13 protein-coding genes and 4 tRNA genes are annotated in these 18,610 nt (G+C 60.1%); 5 read left to right on the top strand and 12 right to left on the bottom strand.

What is annotated here, in order from left to right:
• Positions 1-8: 8 nt before the first annotated feature.
• Positions 9-1,427 (bottom strand): 3-isopropylmalate dehydratase large subunit, encoded by a 1,419-nt coding sequence (leuC, locus tag KGB24_RS26885; RefSeq protein WP_008028300.1) that lies wholly within the window; start codon positions 1,425-1,427, stop codon positions 9-11.
• Positions 1,428-1,573: 146 nt separating this feature from the next.
• Between leuC and KGB24_RS26880 the strand changes: the two genes are divergently transcribed.
• Both KGB24_RS26880 and KGB24_RS26875 read left to right on the top strand, forming a co-directional pair.
• Positions 1,574-2,464, top strand: coding sequence for a LysR family transcriptional regulator (locus KGB24_RS26880; RefSeq protein WP_008028303.1), 891 nt, complete (start codon positions 1,574-1,576; stop codon positions 2,462-2,464).
• A gap of 66 nt (positions 2,465-2,530) precedes the next feature.
• Positions 2,531-5,809: a PAS domain S-box protein gene (locus tag KGB24_RS26875; protein WP_008028304.1), complete on the top strand. Its 3,279-nt coding sequence runs from the start codon at positions 2,531-2,533 to the stop codon at positions 5,807-5,809.
• 163 nt (positions 5,810-5,972) lie between these two features.
• Here the strand turns inward: KGB24_RS26875 and KGB24_RS26870 are convergent, their stop codons facing one another.
• From KGB24_RS26870 to gltX, 10 genes are all read right to left on the bottom strand, one after another.
• Positions 5,973-6,419 (bottom strand): Hsp20 family protein, encoded by a 447-nt coding sequence (locus KGB24_RS26870; RefSeq protein WP_008028306.1) that lies wholly within the window; start codon positions 6,417-6,419, stop codon positions 5,973-5,975.
• 120 nt (positions 6,420-6,539) lie between these two features.
• On the bottom strand, positions 6,540-7,499 hold the full coding sequence (locus KGB24_RS26865) for a tRNA dihydrouridine synthase (protein ID WP_223414606.1): 960 nt from the start codon (positions 7,497-7,499) through the stop codon (positions 6,540-6,542).
• 180 nt (positions 7,500-7,679) lie between these two features.
• Positions 7,680-8,117 carry an acyl-CoA thioesterase gene (locus KGB24_RS26860; RefSeq protein WP_008037643.1) on the bottom strand — a complete coding sequence of 146 codons (438 nt, stop codon included), beginning with the start codon at positions 8,115-8,117 and terminating at the stop codon, positions 7,680-7,682.
• Between the two features lie 48 nt (positions 8,118-8,165).
• Positions 8,166-8,999, bottom strand: coding sequence for an alpha/beta fold hydrolase (locus tag KGB24_RS26855; protein ID WP_008028312.1), 834 nt, complete (start codon positions 8,997-8,999; stop codon positions 8,166-8,168).
• 31 nt (positions 9,000-9,030) lie between these two features.
• Positions 9,031-9,570 carry a TetR/AcrR family transcriptional regulator gene (locus tag KGB24_RS26850; RefSeq protein ID WP_008028313.1) on the bottom strand — a complete coding sequence of 180 codons (540 nt, stop codon included), beginning with the start codon at positions 9,568-9,570 and terminating at the stop codon, positions 9,031-9,033.
• A gap of 183 nt (positions 9,571-9,753) precedes the next feature.
• Positions 9,754-9,829, bottom strand: a tRNA-Glu gene (locus tag KGB24_RS26845).
• An 80-nt stretch (positions 9,830-9,909) separates the two neighbouring features.
• A tRNA-Ala gene (locus tag KGB24_RS26840) sits at positions 9,910-9,985 on the bottom strand.
• A 53-nt stretch (positions 9,986-10,038) separates the two neighbouring features.
• Positions 10,039-10,114: transfer RNA gene (locus KGB24_RS26835), tRNA-Glu, on the bottom strand.
• 79 nt (positions 10,115-10,193) lie between these two features.
• A tRNA-Ala gene (locus KGB24_RS26830) sits at positions 10,194-10,269 on the bottom strand.
• A gap of 240 nt (positions 10,270-10,509) precedes the next feature.
• Positions 10,510-11,991 (bottom strand): glutamate--tRNA ligase, encoded by a 1,482-nt coding sequence (gltX, locus tag KGB24_RS26825; protein WP_008037650.1) that lies wholly within the window; start codon positions 11,989-11,991, stop codon positions 10,510-10,512.
• 220 nt (positions 11,992-12,211) lie between these two features.
• Here gltX and KGB24_RS26820 point away from each other — a divergent pair, with 220 nt between their 5' ends.
• Together KGB24_RS26820 and KGB24_RS26815 are read left to right on the top strand one after the other, a co-directional pair.
• Positions 12,212-13,261 carry an HlyD family secretion protein gene (locus KGB24_RS26820; protein WP_192416862.1) on the top strand — a complete coding sequence of 350 codons (1,050 nt, stop codon included), beginning with the start codon at positions 12,212-12,214 and terminating at the stop codon, positions 13,259-13,261.
• Between the two features lie 49 nt (positions 13,262-13,310).
• A complete protein-coding gene (locus KGB24_RS26815; protein ID WP_223414628.1) occupies positions 13,311-14,801 on the top strand; it encodes an MDR family MFS transporter in 1,491 nt (496 codons plus the stop codon).
• Between the two features lie 135 nt (positions 14,802-14,936).
• Here the strand turns inward: KGB24_RS26815 and uvrB are convergent, their stop codons facing one another.
• Positions 14,937-16,952, bottom strand: a complete 2,016-nt coding sequence (gene uvrB / locus KGB24_RS26810) for an excinuclease ABC subunit UvrB (RefSeq protein ID WP_223414607.1) — start codon at positions 16,950-16,952, stop codon at positions 14,937-14,939.
• 338 nt (positions 16,953-17,290) lie between these two features.
• On the opposite strand from uvrB, the gene KGB24_RS26805 reads away from it, so the two are divergent.
• A complete protein-coding gene (locus KGB24_RS26805) occupies positions 17,291-18,487 on the top strand; it encodes an amino acid aminotransferase (RefSeq protein ID WP_008028323.1) in 1,197 nt (398 codons plus the stop codon).
• The last annotated feature ends 123 nt before the right edge of the window (positions 18,488-18,610 follow it).

Here is an 18,610-nt window from a genome sequence, read left to right as displayed (position 1 = left end):
GCGGTTCCTCAGATCAGTTCGCGAACGTCGATGAAACGACCGTTGACGGCAGCCGCCGCGGCCATGGCCGGGCTGACCAGGTGCGTACGGCCACCGGCGCCCTGACGCCCTTCGAAGTTGCGGTTGGAGGTCGATGCGCAATGCTCGCCCGACTCCAAACGGTCCGGGTTCATCGCCAGGCACATCGAGCAACCCGGTTCACGCCACTCGAAACCGGCTTCGAGGAAAATCTTGTCCAGGCCTTCGGCTTCGGCTTGCGCCTTCACCAGGCCCGAGCCCGGCACCACGATGGCTTGCTTGATGGTCGAAGCCACTTTGCGGCCCTTGGCGATCACTGCCGCAGCGCGCAGGTCTTCGATCCGCGAGTTGGTGCAGGAGCCAATGAATACGCGGTCCAGCTGAATGTCGGTGATCGCCTGATTGGCGGTCAAACCCATGTACTTCAAGGCGCGCTCGATGGAACCGCGTTTGACCAGGTCCATTTCTTTCGCCGGGTCCGGCACGTTCTGATCGACCGCCAACACCATCTCGGGCGAAGTGCCCCAGCTGACTTGAGGCTTGATCTGAGTGGCGTCCAGCTCGACGACGGTGTCGAACACCGCATCAGCGTCGGAAACCAGGTCTTTCCAGGCTTCGACAGCGAGGTCCCATTCCGCGCCTTTCGGGGCAAACGGACGGCCTTTCACGTACGCCACGGTTTTTTCATCCGCCGCCACCAGACCTACGCGAGCGCCGGCCTCGATGGACATGTTGCAGATGGTCATGCGGCCTTCGATAGACAAGTCGCGAATGGCGCTGCCGGCGAACTCGATGGCGTGGCCATTACCGCCGGCGGTGCCGATCTTGCCGATGACCGCGAGCACGATGTCCTTGGCGGTCACGCCGAACGGCAGTTTGCCTTCGACCGACACCAGCATATTCTTCATTTTCTTGGCGACCAGGCACTGCGTGGCGAACACGTGCTCGACCTCGGAAGTGCCGATGCCATGGGCCAGGGCGCCAAACGCGCCGTGAGTCGAGGTGTGCGAGTCGCCGCAGACCACGGTCATGCCCGGCAAGGTGGCACCCTGCTCCGGACCGATCACATGAACGATGCCCTGGCGCACGTCATTCATTTTGAATTCGGTGATGCCATATTCATCGCAGTAGTCGTCGAGGGTCTGAACCTGCAAACGCGAGACCTGATCGGTAATCGCTTCGATGCCGCCCTTGCGATCCGGAGTGGTCGGTACGTTGTGGTCCGGCGTGGCGATGATCGAGTCGACGCGCCAAGGCTTGCGCCCGGCCAGGCGCAGGCCTTCGAAAGCTTGGGGCGAAGTCACTTCATGGATGATGTGGCGGTCGATATAGATCAGCGACGACCCATCGTCGCGCCGTTTCACTTCATGGGAATCCCAAAGCTTGTCGTAAAGCGTTTTGCCGGCCATCAGACGGTCCTCATCAGCGTGTTTCTATGCCCTGGGTCTTGAGAGATTCAATAACCCTTTGGCTTGTGAGGTCGATCCTAGGGGGTTACATTAAATAACTCAAATTCATATTTTTTATGCTTTGGATAACCAACTGGAATACGACGATGGATCTGGCCAACCTTAATGCCTTTATTGCCATTGCCGAGACAGGAAGCTTCTCCGGTGCCGGCGAACGGCTGCACCTGACGCAGCCCGCGATCAGCAAACGGATTGCCGGGCTGGAGCAGCAATTGAAGGTGCGACTGTTTGATCGACTGGGCCGCGAAGTCGGCCTGACCGAAGCCGGACGCGCCCTGCTGCCACGGGCTTATCAGATTCTGAACGTGCTGGACGACACCCGCCGCGCCCTGACTAACCTGACTGGCGAGGTGACCGGCCGCCTGACGCTGGCCACCAGTCACCACATCGGCCTGCACCGTTTGCCGCCCTTGTTAAGGGAATTCACCCGCCGCTACCCACAAGTCGCGCTGGATATTCAGTTCCTCGATTCGGAAGTGGCCTACGAAGAAATCCTCCACGGTCGCGCCGAGCTGGCCGTCATCACCCTCGCGCCCGAGCCTCACGCCCTGGTCAAGGCCACGCCGGTGTGGGACGACCCGCTGGATTTCGTGGCCGCGCCGGAGCATTCACTGATCAGCAATGGCGCGGTCAGCCTGGCGGACATCGCCCTGCATCCGGCGGTGTTTCCCGGCGGCAACACCTTTACTCACCATATCGTCCGGCGCCTGTTCGAAGCACAAGGCTTGACGCCGAACATCGCCATGAGCACGAATTATCTGGAAACCATCAAGATGATGGTGTCGATCGGCCTGGCCTGGAGCGTATTGCCGCGCACAATGCTTGACGATCAGGTTGCGCGAATACCTTTACCCGGCATACAACTGACTCGCCAGCTAGGCTATATCTTGCACACCGAACGGACGCTGTCGAACGCAGCACGGGCTTTTATGGCCTTGCTGGATGCACAACTCGATCTGCCAGGGACTCAAGGCTAATTTGTGCTACTCCTATAGAGCCTCAAATACCTGCGCCTAACGCCCCATTCAGCCCAAGGCCTGACAATGCCGAAATCTGTTGACCGTATTCCGCCGATGCCACGTATTCAGGCGCTTGACCCGAAACGATCCGAGCAGAGCTGGGAGAGTGCGCCGCAGCTGCTGGCCGCCCTCAACGGCGCACGTTTGGGCGCTTGGTATTGGGACATCGAACGCGGGCAGATCAGTTGGTCGCGGGGTACGCAGGCGCTGTTCGGCTTCGACCCCCGGCAACCCTTGCCGGCGGATCTGGAATACCTCGACTTGCTGCCCCCGGAGGATCGAGCGAAAACCCTCCGTGCCTTCCACGCGGTGATCGCCGGCGCGCCACTGGAACAAGCGATGCATCACCGCATCCGCTGGCCCGATGGCAGCCTGCACTGGCTGGAAATCAACGGCAGCCTGCTGCCGGACAAACACGGGCGACCACGCATGATCGGGGTGATCCGCGAGATCACCCACCAGCGTCAGCGCGAACAGGCGCTGAGCAGCTCGGAAAAACGCTTCGCGACGCTGTTTCACCTGTGCCCGAACATGGTGCTGCTGACTCGCCAGGAAGACGGCCTGATCACCGAAGCCAACCAGTATTTCGAAAGCCTGTTCGGCTGGCCGGTGCAAAACGCGATTGGCCGCACCACGCTGGAACTGGGCCTGTGGGTACACCCGGAGCAACGGGAGAAACTGGTCAAGGCGACCAAGGCCAAAGGTGAGCTGGTCAGCATGGAGGTGCAGTTCCGCGCCAGTAATGGCCAGGTCCACGATGGCATTCTCAGCGCGCAAAAGGTCGAACTCGAGGGCCAACCCTACCTGCTCAGCACCTTTCTCGACACCACCGAACGCAAGGCTGCCGAACTCGCCTTGAAAGACAGCCAGGAGCGCCTCGATCTGGCGCTGGACTCGGCGCAACTCGGCACCTGGGACTGGCACATTCCCAGCGGCATGTTGTATGGCTCGGCCCGCGCCGCGCAGTTGCACGGACTGGACCCCATACCGTTCCATGAGTCCTTCGACGAGTTTTTCGAAGGCGTGCCAGGCGAGGAGCGCGACAGCATGCGCGATGCCTATCGCAGCCTGCGCGAAGGTCCGGCCGGCAACTATCAGTTGACCTACCGCGTACAGCTGGAGGACGGCACTTCGCGTTACCTGGAAAGCCGCGCCCGCCTCTACCGCGATGAAAACGGCGCACCGCTACGCATGGCGGGGACCTTGCTGGACATTACAGATCAGGTCGAACGCGAACAGAAGCTGGTCGCCTCCGAAGAGAAATTTGCCACCCTGTTCCAGGTCAGCCCGGACCCGATCTGCGTTACCCGCCAGGACACCGGCCAGTTCATCGAGATCAACTCCAGTTTCACCCAGACCTTCGGCTGGAGCACCGCCGAGGTGATTGGTCGCAGCGCCGACGAAATCGGCCTGTGGGACGCCTCGGCGAAAAGCCTGCGCCGGATCGAACAAGTCATCCGCGAACAAGGCCTGAACAACGTCGCCATCATCGTCCAGCACAAGGACGGCCAGTCGCTGACCTGCGTGATTTCCAGCCGCCAGATCAGTGTCGGCGACCAGCCGTGCATCGTTACCACTTTGCGTGATATCACCCAGCAACAACGCTCGGAAGCGGCGCTCAAGGCCAGCGAGGAGAAGTTCGCCAAGGCCTTCCACTCCAGCCCCGACGCCATCACCATCACCGAACGCGACACCGGGCGCTATCTGGAGGTCAACGACGGTTTCTGCCGCCTGACCGGCTACCGCGCCGATGAAGTCGTCGGCCGCACGGTGTACCAGGTCGGCATCTGGGCCGAAGAAAAACAACGCTCGGCGCTGCTGGCCGAGCTGCAGATCAAGGGCCGCGTGCATCACCAGGAAATGCTTGGGCGCAACAAGCATGGCGACTTGCTGACCGTCGAAGTCTCGGTAGAACCGATCACCCTCAATGAAACCGCGTGCCTGCTGCTGACCGCGCGGGACGTCAGCCTGTTGAAAAACGCCGAAGCGCAGATCCGCCACCTGGCCTACCACGACCCGCTGACCAACTTGCCCAACCGCGCACTGCTGATGGATCGCCTGAGCCAGCAGATCGCCCTGCTCAAACGCCACAACCTGCGCGGCGCCCTGATGTTTCTGGACCTCGACCACTTCAAGCACATCAACGATTCGCTCGGCCATCCGGTGGGTGACACGGTGCTGAAGATCATCACTGCGCGCCTCGAAGCCAGCGTACGCATGGAGGACACCGTGGCACGGTTGGGCGGTGACGAATTCGTGGTGCTGCTCAGCGGCCTGGAAGGCTCGCGCAATGAAGTCAGCGAGCAGGTCCGCGAGCTGGCGGACACCTTGCGCGAACTGCTATCGGAACCGATGTTCCTCGACGGCCAGCGCCTGCAAGTGACACCGAGTATTGGTATTGCGCTGATTCCCGATCATGGCTCGACCCCGACCGACCTGCTCAAACGCGCCGACATCGCGCTGTATCGGGCCAAGGATTCGGGACGCAACACCACCCAGATGTATCACAACACCATGCAGAAGGCCGCCAGTGAACGCCTGCGCATGGAAACCGACCTGCGCCTGGCCCTTTCCCGGGGCGAATTTGACGTGCATTACCAGCCGCAGGTGGACGCGCGCGACAATCGTATCGTCGGCGCCGAAGCGCTGGTGCGCTGGAACCATCCGGAATTGGGCGCGCAATCGCCGACTGAATTCATCAAGGTCCTGGAAGACAGCGGACTGATTCTGGAAGTCGGCACCTGGATCGTCGACGAAGCCTGCGACGCCTTTAAACAGTTGATCGCCAAGGGCCTGATCGACCCGCTCGACTTCAGCCTGTGCGTGAACATCAGCCCACGACAATTCCGCCAGAACGACTTCGTCGAGCGCATCGAGCTCAGCCTCGCCACCCACGGTCTGCCCTGCTCGCTGCTGAAACTGGAGATCACCGAAGGCATCGTCATCCAGAATCTGGAAGACACCATCAGCAAAATGCGCCGCCTGAAAAAACTCGGCATCAGCTTCGCCATGGACGACTTCGGCACCGGTTATTCCTCGCTGACTTACCTCAAGCGACTGCCGGTAGACACCCTGAAAATCGACCAGTCGTTCATTCGCGATGCGACTACCGACCCGAACGACGCCGAAATCATCCGCGCCATCGTCGCCATGGCCCGCAGTCTGGAGTTGAAAGTGATTGCCGAAGGGGTGGAGACGCCGGAGCAGTTGGAGTTTTTGCAGGGGCTGGGCTGCCATTTTTATCAGGGCTATCTGCACAGCCAGCCGTTGCCGGTGGAGGCGTTCCAGAAACTCCTGAAATAACCCGCACTTCCTGTAGGAGCGAGCCCGCTCGCGATGGACGTCAACGATGACGCGCACTGTCTGGATAAACGCGTCGCCCAGAAGTCCATCGCGAGCAGGCTCGCTCCTACAGATAGCGGGCACAAAAAAGGGCGCCATTGGCGCCCTTTTTCATTGCCCCGCCTTAGTGCTGCAAAGCGGGTTTTTGCGTCCCGTTGATTGGGATGCGTTTGGCTTTCGCCTCTTCCGGAATGACACGCAGCAGGTCGATGCTCAACAGACCGTTGCTCAGGTCGGCGGCCTTGATCTCGATGTGATCGGCCAGGCGGAACGACAGTTTGAACGCGCGCTGGGCGATGCCTTGGTGCAGGAAGGTCACGCCTTCAGTTGCGTCGCGTTTGCCGCCACTGATGGTCAGCACACCTTTCTCGACTTGCAGGTCCAGGTCTTCTTCCTGGAAACCGGCTGCTGCCACAACGATGCGGTATTGGTCGTCACCGTGTTTTTCCACGTTGTAAGGTGGATAGGTGCTGCCTGGCTCGTTGCGCAGGGCGGTTTCGAACAGGTCGTTGAAACGGTCGAAGCCTACCGAGGAACGGAACAGTGGGGCTAGGGAAAATGCTGTAGTCATGGTTCAAATCTCCTGAAAACAATCAGCAAGTTTTTTGTCTCCGCGACCCGAATTCGGCATCGCGTAATCCTTAGATAGGGACCGCTGATTGCATTTCAAGAGATTATTTCGAGATTTTTTTCAGGCCGCTTCGGCTACCTGCAACCCCAGCAAACGCGAAACCTGATCCAGTTCGGTTTCACGGCGAAGCAGGGTGAACAGCTCAACCGCCTCGGGATAATTGCGGGTCAGCATCGCCAGCCACTGCTTCAGGCGACCGGGCGATTGGCGTGGCGTCATCTGGGCTTTGGCTTGCAGCCAGAATTCCTGAATCAGCGGCAACAGCTCGGCCCAGGTCATCTCGACCACCTCTTCACCGGCACGGGCGGCGGCGATCTGCCGGGCCAGATCCGGACGCGACACCAGCCCGCGACCGAGCATGATGTCTTCCACGCCGCTGATTTCGCGGCAGCGGCGCCAGTCTTCGACGCTCCAGATATCACCGTTGGCGAATACCGGCACCTTGACCACTTCCTGCACGCGAGGGATCCACTCCCAATGCGCCGGCGGCTTGTAGCCGTCCATCTTGGTCCGCGCATGCACCACGATGTGCTCCGCGCCGCCTTCGGCCAGGGCCGTGGCGCAGACCAGCGAACCGTCAGGACTGTCGAAGCCGAGACGCATTTTCGCGGTGACCGGAATGTGCGCCGGAACGGCGCGACGGACATGCTCGACGATCTGGTTCAGCAGCTCGGGCTCTTTGAGCAGTACCGCACCGCCACGGGATTTATTGACGGTCTTGGCCGGGCAGCCGAAGTTCAGGTCGATGACTTCGGAACCCAGCTCACAGGCCAGCGCGGCGTTTTCCGCCAGGCACACCGGGTCGGAACCCAACAGCTGCACGCGCAATGGCACGCCGGACGCGGTGCGCGCATCCGTCAGCAGTTCAGGACCGAACTTGTGGAAATAGGCAGGGGTGAGCAGTTGGTCGTTGATCCGGATGAACTCGGTCACGCACCAATCGATACCGCCCACACGGGTCAGCACGTCCCGCAGGATGTTGTCGACCAACCCCTCCATGGGCGCCAAAGCAATTTGCATGAAAAACACACTCGACGAAAAACGTGCGGCAGTTTACTGGTTTCGGCGGTTAGAAGGTATTTCGTCAGACCGGACGGTGTTGATTGTGCGGACGCCTTCGCGGGCAAGCCTCGCTCCTACAAGAGATCGCTCCACACCTGTAGGAGCGAGGCTTGCCCGCGAAGAGACCCGCAAAAACACTCAAATCGCGACTTGCAACGCCGGGCCGTAACCTTCGATGAATTCCGCCGGCATGCGCTTGGGTTTGCCCGTGGACAGCTCAATGCAGACAAACGTGGTTTGCGCGCGCAGCAACGTGGTGTTGTCGCTCGGGCGCTTGAGCTGGAAGTGTCGGGTCATTTTCAGGCGCTGGTCCCAATCGACGATCCAGGTCGCCAATTGCAACTCATCGCCTTCATAGGCTGCCGCCAGGTAATCGATTTCGTGCCGCACCACCGCCATCGCCCGATCCAGCCGCCGGTACTCGACCAGATCGAGGCCGAGCCGCTGCGAGTGGCGCCAGGCGCAGCGTTCGAGCCAGGTCACGTACACCGCGTTATTCGCGTGGCCCAACCCGTCGATGTCCTCGGCGTCCACCGCAAGATCAATGATAAATGGCGTTGCCCGATCCCAGCCCATGCCCCACTCCCGGTCAGATAATGTCGACCGGGGCAGTGTAACGGATGCTCAGGCCGATTGGCGCGATTGCAGGCTGCGACCGGCCAGCAGTGATAACACGCCATCAATCACCCGCGGGTCGGCAAGCACCCGTTGATGACCGCCGTCCTCCAGCCGCAGCAAACGGCTGTCGAACCAGGCCTCGTGGATCAGCTGGGACTCCTTGACCGGGACGAAGTTGTCGTCTTCGGCATGAACGATCAGGCCAGGCATGTCGAGCTGATAGCGCGAGACATCCAATGCAGCCGCACGCATGCCGACGTCTTTTTCGACTTGGCGAATGAACGCCGAACGGGCTTTTGGCGGTAATCGCACGTAGCGGGCAAATCCTCTGAGAACCCCGAGAATCCGCGCCGGAGCGCCGATGGTCACCAGGGTTTCGGTGCGCAAGCCCAACTGAACGGCGAGCATGGCGCTGGCACCGCCCATCGAGTGACCGATGACCGCTTGCAGCGGCGGCAACTCGGCAGCGGCCTCAAGCATGGCCCGGGCGAACAGCACGACGTTGGCTTCGTTGCCCGGCGAGCGACCGTGAGCCGGACCGTCCAGGGCGACTACGGTGTAGCCGGCGTCAACCAGCGCGGTGATCAGGCTGGCAAACTGCGTTGGCCGACCTTCCCAACCGTGCATCAGCAATACCGCCGGGCCTTGCCCCCAGCGCAACGCCGAGAGGCCAAAACGGAGCGTGATGCGCTCGGATTTCGCCAATAACGGCAATTCCCAATCACGCGGCGGCAGATCCCGCGGCGTCATGAACGCCAGTCGCATTTTGCTCGCGACCAGTTTCGGTGCAAACCAGCCCAAGGTGCCATTAACGCCACGAACCCACTTTAACGTGCTCATCGCTCTCACTCCTCAGGCCATTGCCTTCAGGTCATAGCACCGCCGACTTGGCGGCACGCAGCAATCGATCAGACAACTCTCCCGGCCCCAGCGCCCGTGCCAGAGCCAATCCACCGACCATCAAAGCCATGTCGGCCAAGGCTTTGTCGGTGTCTTCCGGGCTGGCCGCCAACTGCGCGACCATCATTTCCACGTGCTCATTCAACGCCACCCGAAATGCGTCCGGCAGGCGTCCCAGCTCGCCGACGGAGGCCGGGATCGGGCACGCGGATTCAGAGGAATCCCGGTGTTTGCGTGACAGGTAAAACGCCGCCACCAACGCGCGACGCTCTTCGCCGGTCAACTCGGCGTCCATGTCGGCGATCAAGCCACGGCGGTGACCGAGCAGTTGCTTGAACGCTTCCAGCATCATCGCGTCCTTGCTTTCGAAGTGCGCATAGAAGCCGCCAACCGTCAGGCCAGCTGCGCCCATCACTTCGCCCACGCTCGGTTCGGCCGGGCCACGCTGAATCAGCGCTGCGCTGGCGGCCTTGAGAATGCGTTCGCGGGTTTGAGCTTTTTTATCGTTCATCGTTGCCTCCGAATATTACGACTAGAATATTATTCTCATAATAATTTTCCGCAAGTCGTAGATGTGACCGCTGGTCTGAAGAACAGTTTGAGAGAAATGGGGGATTTGGCCAAACGCCAGACAAACAAAAGGGCCATTCAATAATTGAATGACCCTTATAAAATCCCGCAGAGCGGGTAATCGTGGCGTCCCCTAGGGGACTCGAACCCCTGTTACCGCCGTGAAAGGGCGGTGTCCTAGGCCACTAGACGAAGGGGACGCAAAACCTTCTATACAACTGATCAGTGCTGAGAGCTGATCGATTCAAGGCCGGTGTGGCCAGACCTTGAACTGTAAAATTGGTGGAGCTAGACGGGATCGAACCGTCGACCTCTTGCATGCCATGCAAGCGCTCTCCCAGCTGAGCTATAGCCCCGGATTTTTCGCCTCGCGGCGGAGCGGCATCTTGCGACATCGCTTCTGTAAAACTGGCGTCCCCTAGGGGACTCGAACCCCTGTTACCGCCGTGAAAGGGCGGTGTCCTAGGCCACTAGACGAAGGGGACGCAAACCCTTCTATACAACAGATCAACGCTGAGTGTTGATCGCTTCAAGGCCGGTGTGGCCAGACCTTGAAGTGTAAATTGGTGGAGCTAGACGGGATCGAACCGTCGACCTCTTGCATGCCATGCAAGCGCTCTCCCAGCTGAGCTATAGCCCCTCATCGCTGAGGACGGGGCGAATCTTAATGGCGCTTCGGAAACGTGTCAAATTTATTTTTAACAATTTCCAAAGTTTTTTGCCGACATAACAATCACTTACCGCCCTCCCCCCGTAAATCCGGGGGTATACATGGATCCGTAGGAGCCAGGCTTGCCGGCGAACGGGACGCCTGGGTGTATCTGACACACCGCGTCATCGTTCTTCGCGGGCTAGCCTCGCTCCTACAGGACCGTGGGAATCAGGCGATGTTGCCCAGGAGTTTTTCCCACTCCTTGTTTTCCTTCTTCGACACGCCACCGAGCAGGTCGATGGCCTGGCGCAGACGGAAACGCGTCAGGTCCGGGCCGAGGATTTCCATCGCATCGAGCACCGACACCGAACTCGCCTGACCAGTGATCGCAGCGAACATCAGCGGCATGGCGTCACGCAGCTTCAACTCCAGGGACTCGACCACCGCTTGAATGGTCGCGGTGATGCTGTCCTTCTCCCACTGACGCAGGCTTTCCAGCTTCCACAGAATCAACTGCATCAACTGACGAACCTGATCACCCGACAATTTCTTCGATTCAAACAGCTTGGCATCCGGGTTGACGCCACCGGCGAAGAAGAAACCGGCCAGCGGTGCGACCTGGCTGAAGGTTTCAACGCGGCCCTGCACGTGCGGCGCGATCTTCATCATGTACTCGGGGTTCAGCGCCCAGGTCTGCAAGCGGCTGGCGAACTCTTCCACCGGCAGGTCACGCAGCCACTGGCCGTTGAGCCACGACAGTTTCTCGATGTCGAAAATCGGCCCGCCGAGGGAGACACGGCTCAGGTCGAAGTTGTCGACCATTTCCTGCAGCGAGAACTTCTCACGCTCGTCCGGCATCGACCAGCCCATGCGCCCCAGGTAGTTGAGCATCGCTTCCGGCATGAAGCCCATGCGCTCGTAGAACGTCACCGAGGTCGGGTTCTTGCGCTTGGACAGCTTGCTCTTGTCCGGGTTACGCAGCAGCGGCATGTAGCACAGCTCCGGTTGTTCCCAGCCGAAGTATTCGTACAGAAGAATCAGTTTCGGTGCCGAAGGCAGCCATTCTTCGCCACGCAGCACGTGTGTGATGCCCATCAGGTGGTCATCGACCACGTTGGCCAGGAAGTACGTCGGCAGGCCGTCGGTCTTCATCAGGACTTGCATGTCCATACGATCCCACGGGATCTCGACGTCGCCACGCAGCATGTCCGGTACCACGCAAACGCCTTCGCTCGGCACTTTCATGCGGATCACGTGCGGCTCGCCAGCGGCCAGGCGACGCGCAACTTCTTCCTTGGACAGCAGCAGCGCACGACCGTCGTACCGCGGAGTTTCGCCGCGAGCCATTTGCTCGGCGCGCATCTGGTCCAGCTCTTCAGCGGTGCAGAAGCACGGGAACGCATGGCCCATCTCGACCAATTGCTGGCAATACTTCTGATAGATGTCGCCGCGCTCGCTTTGACGGTAAGGACCGTGCGGGCCGCCGACGTCCGGGCCTTCGCTCCAGTCGATGCCCAACCAGCGCAGGGCGTCGAAAATCTGCTGTTCGGACTCGCGGGTCGAACGCAACTGATCGGTGTCTTCGATCCGCAGGATGAACTCACCGCCGTGCTGCTTGGCAAAGCAGTAGTTGAACAAAGCGATGTAAGCGGTACCTACGTGGGGGTCCCCGGTAGGCGATGGCGCGATGCGCGTGCGGACGGTGGTCATGGCAAGTCTCGAAATGAAGATAAAACAAAGGGCGAATGGTAACAGGCGTTGCCCGCCCGGCTCCAGTGAGCAGGGCATTTAAGCCAAGTTTGCGTCTACAACGGGCCTGGGCCGGGATGAATGGTGGATTATCAGCCGATGGCATTTACCCACTATCGACTGTATGCCAAATTCGCCTGCTGATAACTTTCCTTACAATTTCTCGACTACAGTTTGCCCCATGCCTGCCCAACTCAAGCGTCGCCTGTCTTTTTTCCTGCTGATCGTCCTGCTGATTGCCGGGGCCTTGTTTGCCCAGTGGTTCTTCAAGGGACGGTTTTATGAAAGCACCGATAACGCCTATGTCCAGGGCGAGATCACCCGTGTGTCGAGCCAGTTGGGCGCACGCATCGATCAGGTGCTGGTGCAGGACAACCAGCACGTCGAAAAGGGCCAGTTGCTGATCAAGCTCGAAGGCGATGACTTCCACCTCGCTGTCGACCGCGCCAACGCCGCCCTCGCCACCCGCCAGGCCGAACGCCTGCAAGCCCAGAGCAAACTGACGCAGCAAGCCAGCCTGATCGCCTCCAGCGAAGCGCAAGTCGCATCCAGCCAGGCCAGCCTCGGTCGCTCGCAGATTGACCTGTCCCGCGCGCAAACCCTGCGCAAACCCGGCTACGTGTCGGAAGAGCGCGTGACCACCCTTTCCGCCGATACCCACATCGCCCGCTCGCAGGTGACCAAGGCCCAGGCAGACGCACAAAGTCAGCGCCAGCAAGTCAACTCCCTCAGCGCCGAGATCAAGCGCCTCGACGCGATGATCGCCAACGCCAAGACCGATCTGGCCCAGGCAGAATTGAACCTGACCCGCAGCGAAATCCACGCGCCCATCAGCGGCATGATCGGCCAGCGTGCCGCCCGCGAAGGCCAATACGTGCAGGCCGGCGCTTATTTGCTGTCGATCGTCCCGGATCAGGACATCTGGATTCAGGCCAACTTCAAGGAAACCCAGATCGGCCACATGCAGCCTGGCCAGAAAGCCGAACTGACCTTCGACGCCTACGGCGATACGCCAATAGAAGCGCGGGTCGACAGCCTGTTCGCCGCCTCGGGCGCACAGTTCAGCCTGCTGCCGCCGGACAATGCCACGGGCAACTTCACCAAAGTCGTACAACGGATTCCGGTAAAACTGACCTTCGCCGCGGACAACCCGCTGCACGGCAAGATTCGTCCGGGCATGTCGGTCACCGCAAAAGTGAACATCAAAGACACCCCTGACGATGGCCGGTGATCAACTGATCCGCCCGGCCGGCGAACCGACCCGGCGGGACTGGATCGCCGTGATGAGCGTGATGCTCGGCGCCTTCATGGCGGTGCTCGATATCCAGATCACCAACTCGTCGCTCAAGGACATTCAGGGCGCGCTGTCGGCGACGCTGGAAGAAGGCTCATGGATTTCCACGTCGTACCTGGTCGCGGAAATCATCATGATTCCGCTGACGGCGTGGCTGGTGCAGCTGCTGTCCGCACGCCGTCTGGCGGTGTGGGTTTCGCTTGGATTTCTTGCCTCGTCCCTGCTCTGCTCGATGGCGTGGAGCCTGGAAAGCATGATCATTTTCCGCGCGCTGCAAGGCTTCACCGGCGGCGCGCTGATCCCGCTGGCGTTCACCCTGACGCTGATCAAGCTTCCCGAACACCATCGCGCCAAAGGCATGGCCATGTTCGCCATGACCGCAACGTTCGCGCCCTCCATCGGCCCGACGCTCGGCGGCTGGCTGACGGAAAACTGGGGCTGGGAATACATCTTCTACATCAACATTCCGCCTGGCCTGATCATGATCGCCGGCCTGATGTATGGCTTGGAGAAAAAAGAAGCGCACTGGGAACTGCTGAAAAGCACCGACTACATGGGGATTCTTACGCTCGGTATCGGCCTCGGTTGTTTGCAGGTTTTTCTGGAGGAAGGCCATCGCAAGGACTGGCTGGAATCAAACCTGATCGTGACCCTGGGCAGCATTGCGCTGATCAGCCTGATCACCTTTGTGATCGTGCAGTTTTCCAAACCCAATCCGCTGATCAACCTCGGGATCCTGGGCAATCGCAACTTCGGCTTATCGAGTATTTCCAGCCTGGGAATGGGGGTCGGGTTGTACGGTTCGATCTTTCTGTTGCCTCTGTACCTGGCGCAGATCCAGAACTACAACGCCCTGCAGATCGGCGAAGTGATCATGTGGATGGGCGTGCCGCAGCTGTTCCTGATTCCGCTGGTGCCGAAGTTGATGAAGGTCATCTCGCCGAAATGGCTGTGCACCCTGGGCTTCGGCTTGTTCGGCCTGGCGAGTTTTTCCTCGGGGGTGCTGAACCCGGATTTCGCCGGGCCGCAGTTCAATCAGATCCAGATCATCCGCGCACTCGGCCAGCCCCTGATCATGGTGACCATCTCACTGATCGCCACCGCGTATATCCTGCCGCAGGACGCGGGCTCGGCGTCGAGCCTGTTCAACATCCTGCGCAACCTCGGCGGTGCCATTGGCATCGCCCTCCTCGCCACGTTGCTGGATGCGCGAACCAAGACCTACTTTGATTATTTGCGTGAATCGATTGTGCCGAGCAACCCGCAAGTGGCCGAGCGCATGGCGTCGCTGACGGACCGGTTAGGCAGTGAAGCGGCGGCGCTGGGCAAGCTCAGTGAGATTGCGCATCAACAGGCGTCGATCATGGCTTACAACGATGCGTTTCACTTTGTCGGGATTGCGCTGGGGGTCAGCATGATTGCTGTGCTGTTGACCAAGCAGTTACCAGCGGGGTTGAAGGCTGGCGAAGCACATTAAATTGGTGTTGACCCAATCGCGAGCAGGCTCACTCCCACAGGGTTTGTGGGCGGACACAAATTATGTGAACACCCTCAAATAACTGTGGGAGTGAGACCGGCTTGCCGGCGATAAGGCCAGTACAAGCACCGCAAATCAAACCGCGATCAACCGCTCCCGCAACTTGGCAATCTCGTCGCGCATCTGCGCCGCCGCCTCGAATTCCAGGTCGCGAGCCAGCTGGTACATCTTCTCTTCCAGCGCCTTGATCCGCTTGGCGACTTCCCCCGGCGAACGCAATTCCGCTTCGTACTTGGCGTTTTCCTCGGCAGCCTTGGCCATGCCTTTGCGCTTCTTGCTGCGTGAGCCCGGCACGGTGGCGCCTTCCATGATGTCGGCGACGTCCTTGAACACACCCTTCGGCGTAATGCCGTTGGCCAGGTTGAAGGCGATCTGCTTGTCGCGACGACGCTCGGTTTCACCGATCGCCCGCTCCATGGAACCGGTGATGCGATCCGCATACAGAATCGCCCGACCGTTGAGGTTACGCGCCGCGCGACCGATGGTCTGAATCAGCGAGCGCTCGGAACGCAGGAAGCCTTCCTTGTCCGCATCGAGAATCGCCACCAAGGACACTTCCGGCATGTCCAGGCCTTCACGCAACAGGTTGATCCCCACCAGCACATCAAACGTGCCGAGGCGCAAATCGCGGATGATTTCCACGCGCTCCACGGTGTCGATGTCCGAGTGCAGATAACGTACGCGCACGCCATGGTCAGCCAGGTAATCGGTCAAGTCTTCGGCCATGCGCTTGGTCAGCGTCGTGACCAATACCCGCTCATCCACTGCAGCGCGCTTGGTGATTTCCGAAAGCAGATCGTCGACCTGGGTCAACGCCGGACGGATTTCGATTTGCGGGTCCACCAGGCCGGTCGGACGCACCACCATATCAATGACACGACCGGCGTGTTCCGCCTCGTAGTTGCCCGGCGTGGCCGAGACAAAAATCGTTTGCGGGCTGATGCCTTCGAACTCGTCGAAGCGCATTGGCCGGTTGTCCAGCGCCGACGGCAGGCGGAAACCGTATTCCACCAGCGTTTCCTTGCGTGAGCGGTCGCCCTTATACATGGCGCCGACTTGCGGCACGCTGACGTGGGATTCGTCGATCACCAGCAAGGCGTCGGCCGGCAGGTAATCGAACAAGGTCGGCGGCGCTTGACCTGGATCGCGCCCCGAGAGGTAGCGGGAATAGTTTTCGATGCCGTTGCAGTAGCCCAGCTCGAGGATCATCTCCAGGTCGAAACGGGTACGTTGTTCGAGGCGCTGCGCTTCCACCAGTTTGTTGTTGGAACGCAGGTATTCCAGGCGCTCCTGCAATTCGACCTTGATCCCCTCCATGGCATCGAGCAGGGTTTCTCGCGGCGTCACGTAGTGGCTTTTCGGGTAGAAGGTGAAACGCGGCAGTTTGCGAATCACCTCCCCCGTCAGCGGATCGAAGGCCGACAGGCTCTCGACTTCGTCGTCGAACAGCTCGATACGGATCGCTTCGAAATCGGATTCAGCCGGGTGGATATCGATCACATCACCGCGCACGCGGAAGGTCGCACGGGCGAAATCCATGTCGTTGCGGGTGTATTGCAGATCGGCGAGACGGCGCAGCAAGGCCCGCTGATCGAGCTTGTCGCCACGATCTACGTGCAACACCATTTTCAAATAGGTTTCCGGACTGCCCAGACCGTAGATGCACGACACCGTGGTGACGATGATCGCGTCCTTGCGCTCCAGCAGCGCTTTGGTCGCCGAGAGTCGCATTTGCTCGATGTGATCGTTGATCGAGGCGTCTTTCTCGATGAAGGTGTCCGAGGACGGCACATACGCTTCAGGCTGGTAGTAGTCGTAGTAGGAAACGAAGTACTCGACAGCGTTGTTCGGGAAAAACGCCTTGAATTCGCCGTACAACTGCGCGGCCAGCGTCTTGTTTGGCGCCAGCACCAGCGTCGGGCGCTGAACCTGAGAGATGACATTGGCGATGCTGAACGTCTTGCCCGAACCGGTCACACCGAGCAACGTCTGGTGCGCCAGCCCGGCTTCGATGCCCTCGACCATCAGGCGGATGGCTTCCGGCTGGTCGCCGGCGGGCTCGAAGCGGGTGACTAGCTGGAATTCAGACATGAAATACCTCTGGGTTCACCCGTACGCGGTCAAACCGGACAGGAACGAGAAAGACCGCAAACGACCGACGTCGCCCGAGGAAAAAACTGGATTGTGCTCAATGTGGAGTCGATTGCCCTCTCTTTCAAGGCAAACGTCCTACATCCCTTGAAGCCTCTGACGCGATCAATCGACTAACGGTCGAAAAATAATCGGAAAAACTTACGGTAAAAGCCGAATCGACTGTCGCCATCAATCGCGGATGACCTCTATACTAGCTCCCCGTTTGTGCACCGCTCTAGTGCATTCGGCTGGAGCGCGACACGTCCCTCCACACTCCATTCAGAGCCGCCGCAAAAATGAGCCTGTTCTCCGCTGTCGAAATGGCACCACGCGATCCAATCCTGGGCCTCAACGAAGCATTCAACGCCGATACCCGTACCAACAAGGTCAACCTGGGGGTCGGTGTTTACTGCAACGAGGAGGGGCGAATTCCACTCCTGCGCGCCGTTGTCGAAGCCGAGACGATTCGCGTCGCTCAACACGCTTCCCGTGGCTACTTGCCGATCGACGGCATCGCTGCCTACGACCAGGCCGTGCAAAAACTGCTGTTTGGCAATGACTCGCCGCTGATCGCTGCTGGCCGCGTCATCACCACTCAGGCCGTTGGCGGTACCGGCGCGCTGAAAATCGGTGCCGACTTCCTCAAGCAACTGCTGCCGAACGCCGTCGTGGCGATCAGCGACCCGAGCTGGGAAAACCACCGCGCGCTGTTCGAAACCGCCGGTTTCCCGGTGCAGAACTATCGCTACTACGACGCCGCGACCCACGACGTTAACCGTACCGGCCTGCTGGAAGACCTGAACGCCCTGCCGTCCGGCTCGATCGTTGTGCTGCACGCCTGCTGCCACAACCCGACCGGTGTTGACCTGAGCCCGGCGGACTGGAAAAACGTTCTGGAGGTGGTGAAAGCCAAAGGTCACGTGCCGTTCCTCGACATGGCCTACCAGGGCTTTGGCGATGGCATCGACGAAGACGCCGCAGCCGTGCGTCTGTTCGCTGAGTCGGGCCTGACTTTCTTCGTTTCCAGCTCGTTCTCCAAATCGTTCTCGCTGTACGGCGAGCGCGTTGGCGCCCTGTCGATCGTCAGCGAATCGAAAGAAGAAAGCGCGCGCGTGCTGTCGCAGGTCAAACGCGTGATCCGCACCAACTACTCCAACCCGCCGACCCACGGTGCAAGCATCGTTGCCGCTGTATTGAACAGCCCGGAACTGCGCGCCCAGTGGGAAGAAGAACTGGCCGAAATGCGCCTGCGGATTCGCGGCATGCGCACCCAGATGGTTGACCTGCTGGCGAAACAGGCTCCTCAGCGCGATTTCAGCTTTGTCGGTCGTCAGCGCGGCATGTTCTCCTACTCCGGCCTGACGGTTGAGCAAGTGACCCGTCTGCGCAGCGAGTTCGGCATCTACGCCCTGGACACCGGCCGCATCTGCGTGGCGGCGTTGAACCAGAGCAACATCGACGTGGTGACCAAGGCCATCGTTGCGGTGATCTGAGTCCTCAAGCGCCAAACAAAACGGGAAGCCCTTGGGCTTCCCGTTTTTTATTGGCCGCAGATAATTCTCAACCCGCCAACCAAGCCCTCTAGACTGCACACATCTACTTTGTAGGAGCCAGCT

Origin of the sequence: Pseudomonas sp. BF-RE-25, from assembly GCF_019956105.1 — a bacterium.
Taxonomy (GTDB): Bacteria; Pseudomonadota; Gammaproteobacteria; order Pseudomonadales; family Pseudomonadaceae; genus Aquipseudomonas; species Aquipseudomonas migulae.
This window is presented reverse-complemented; position numbering and strand designations above follow the sequence as displayed.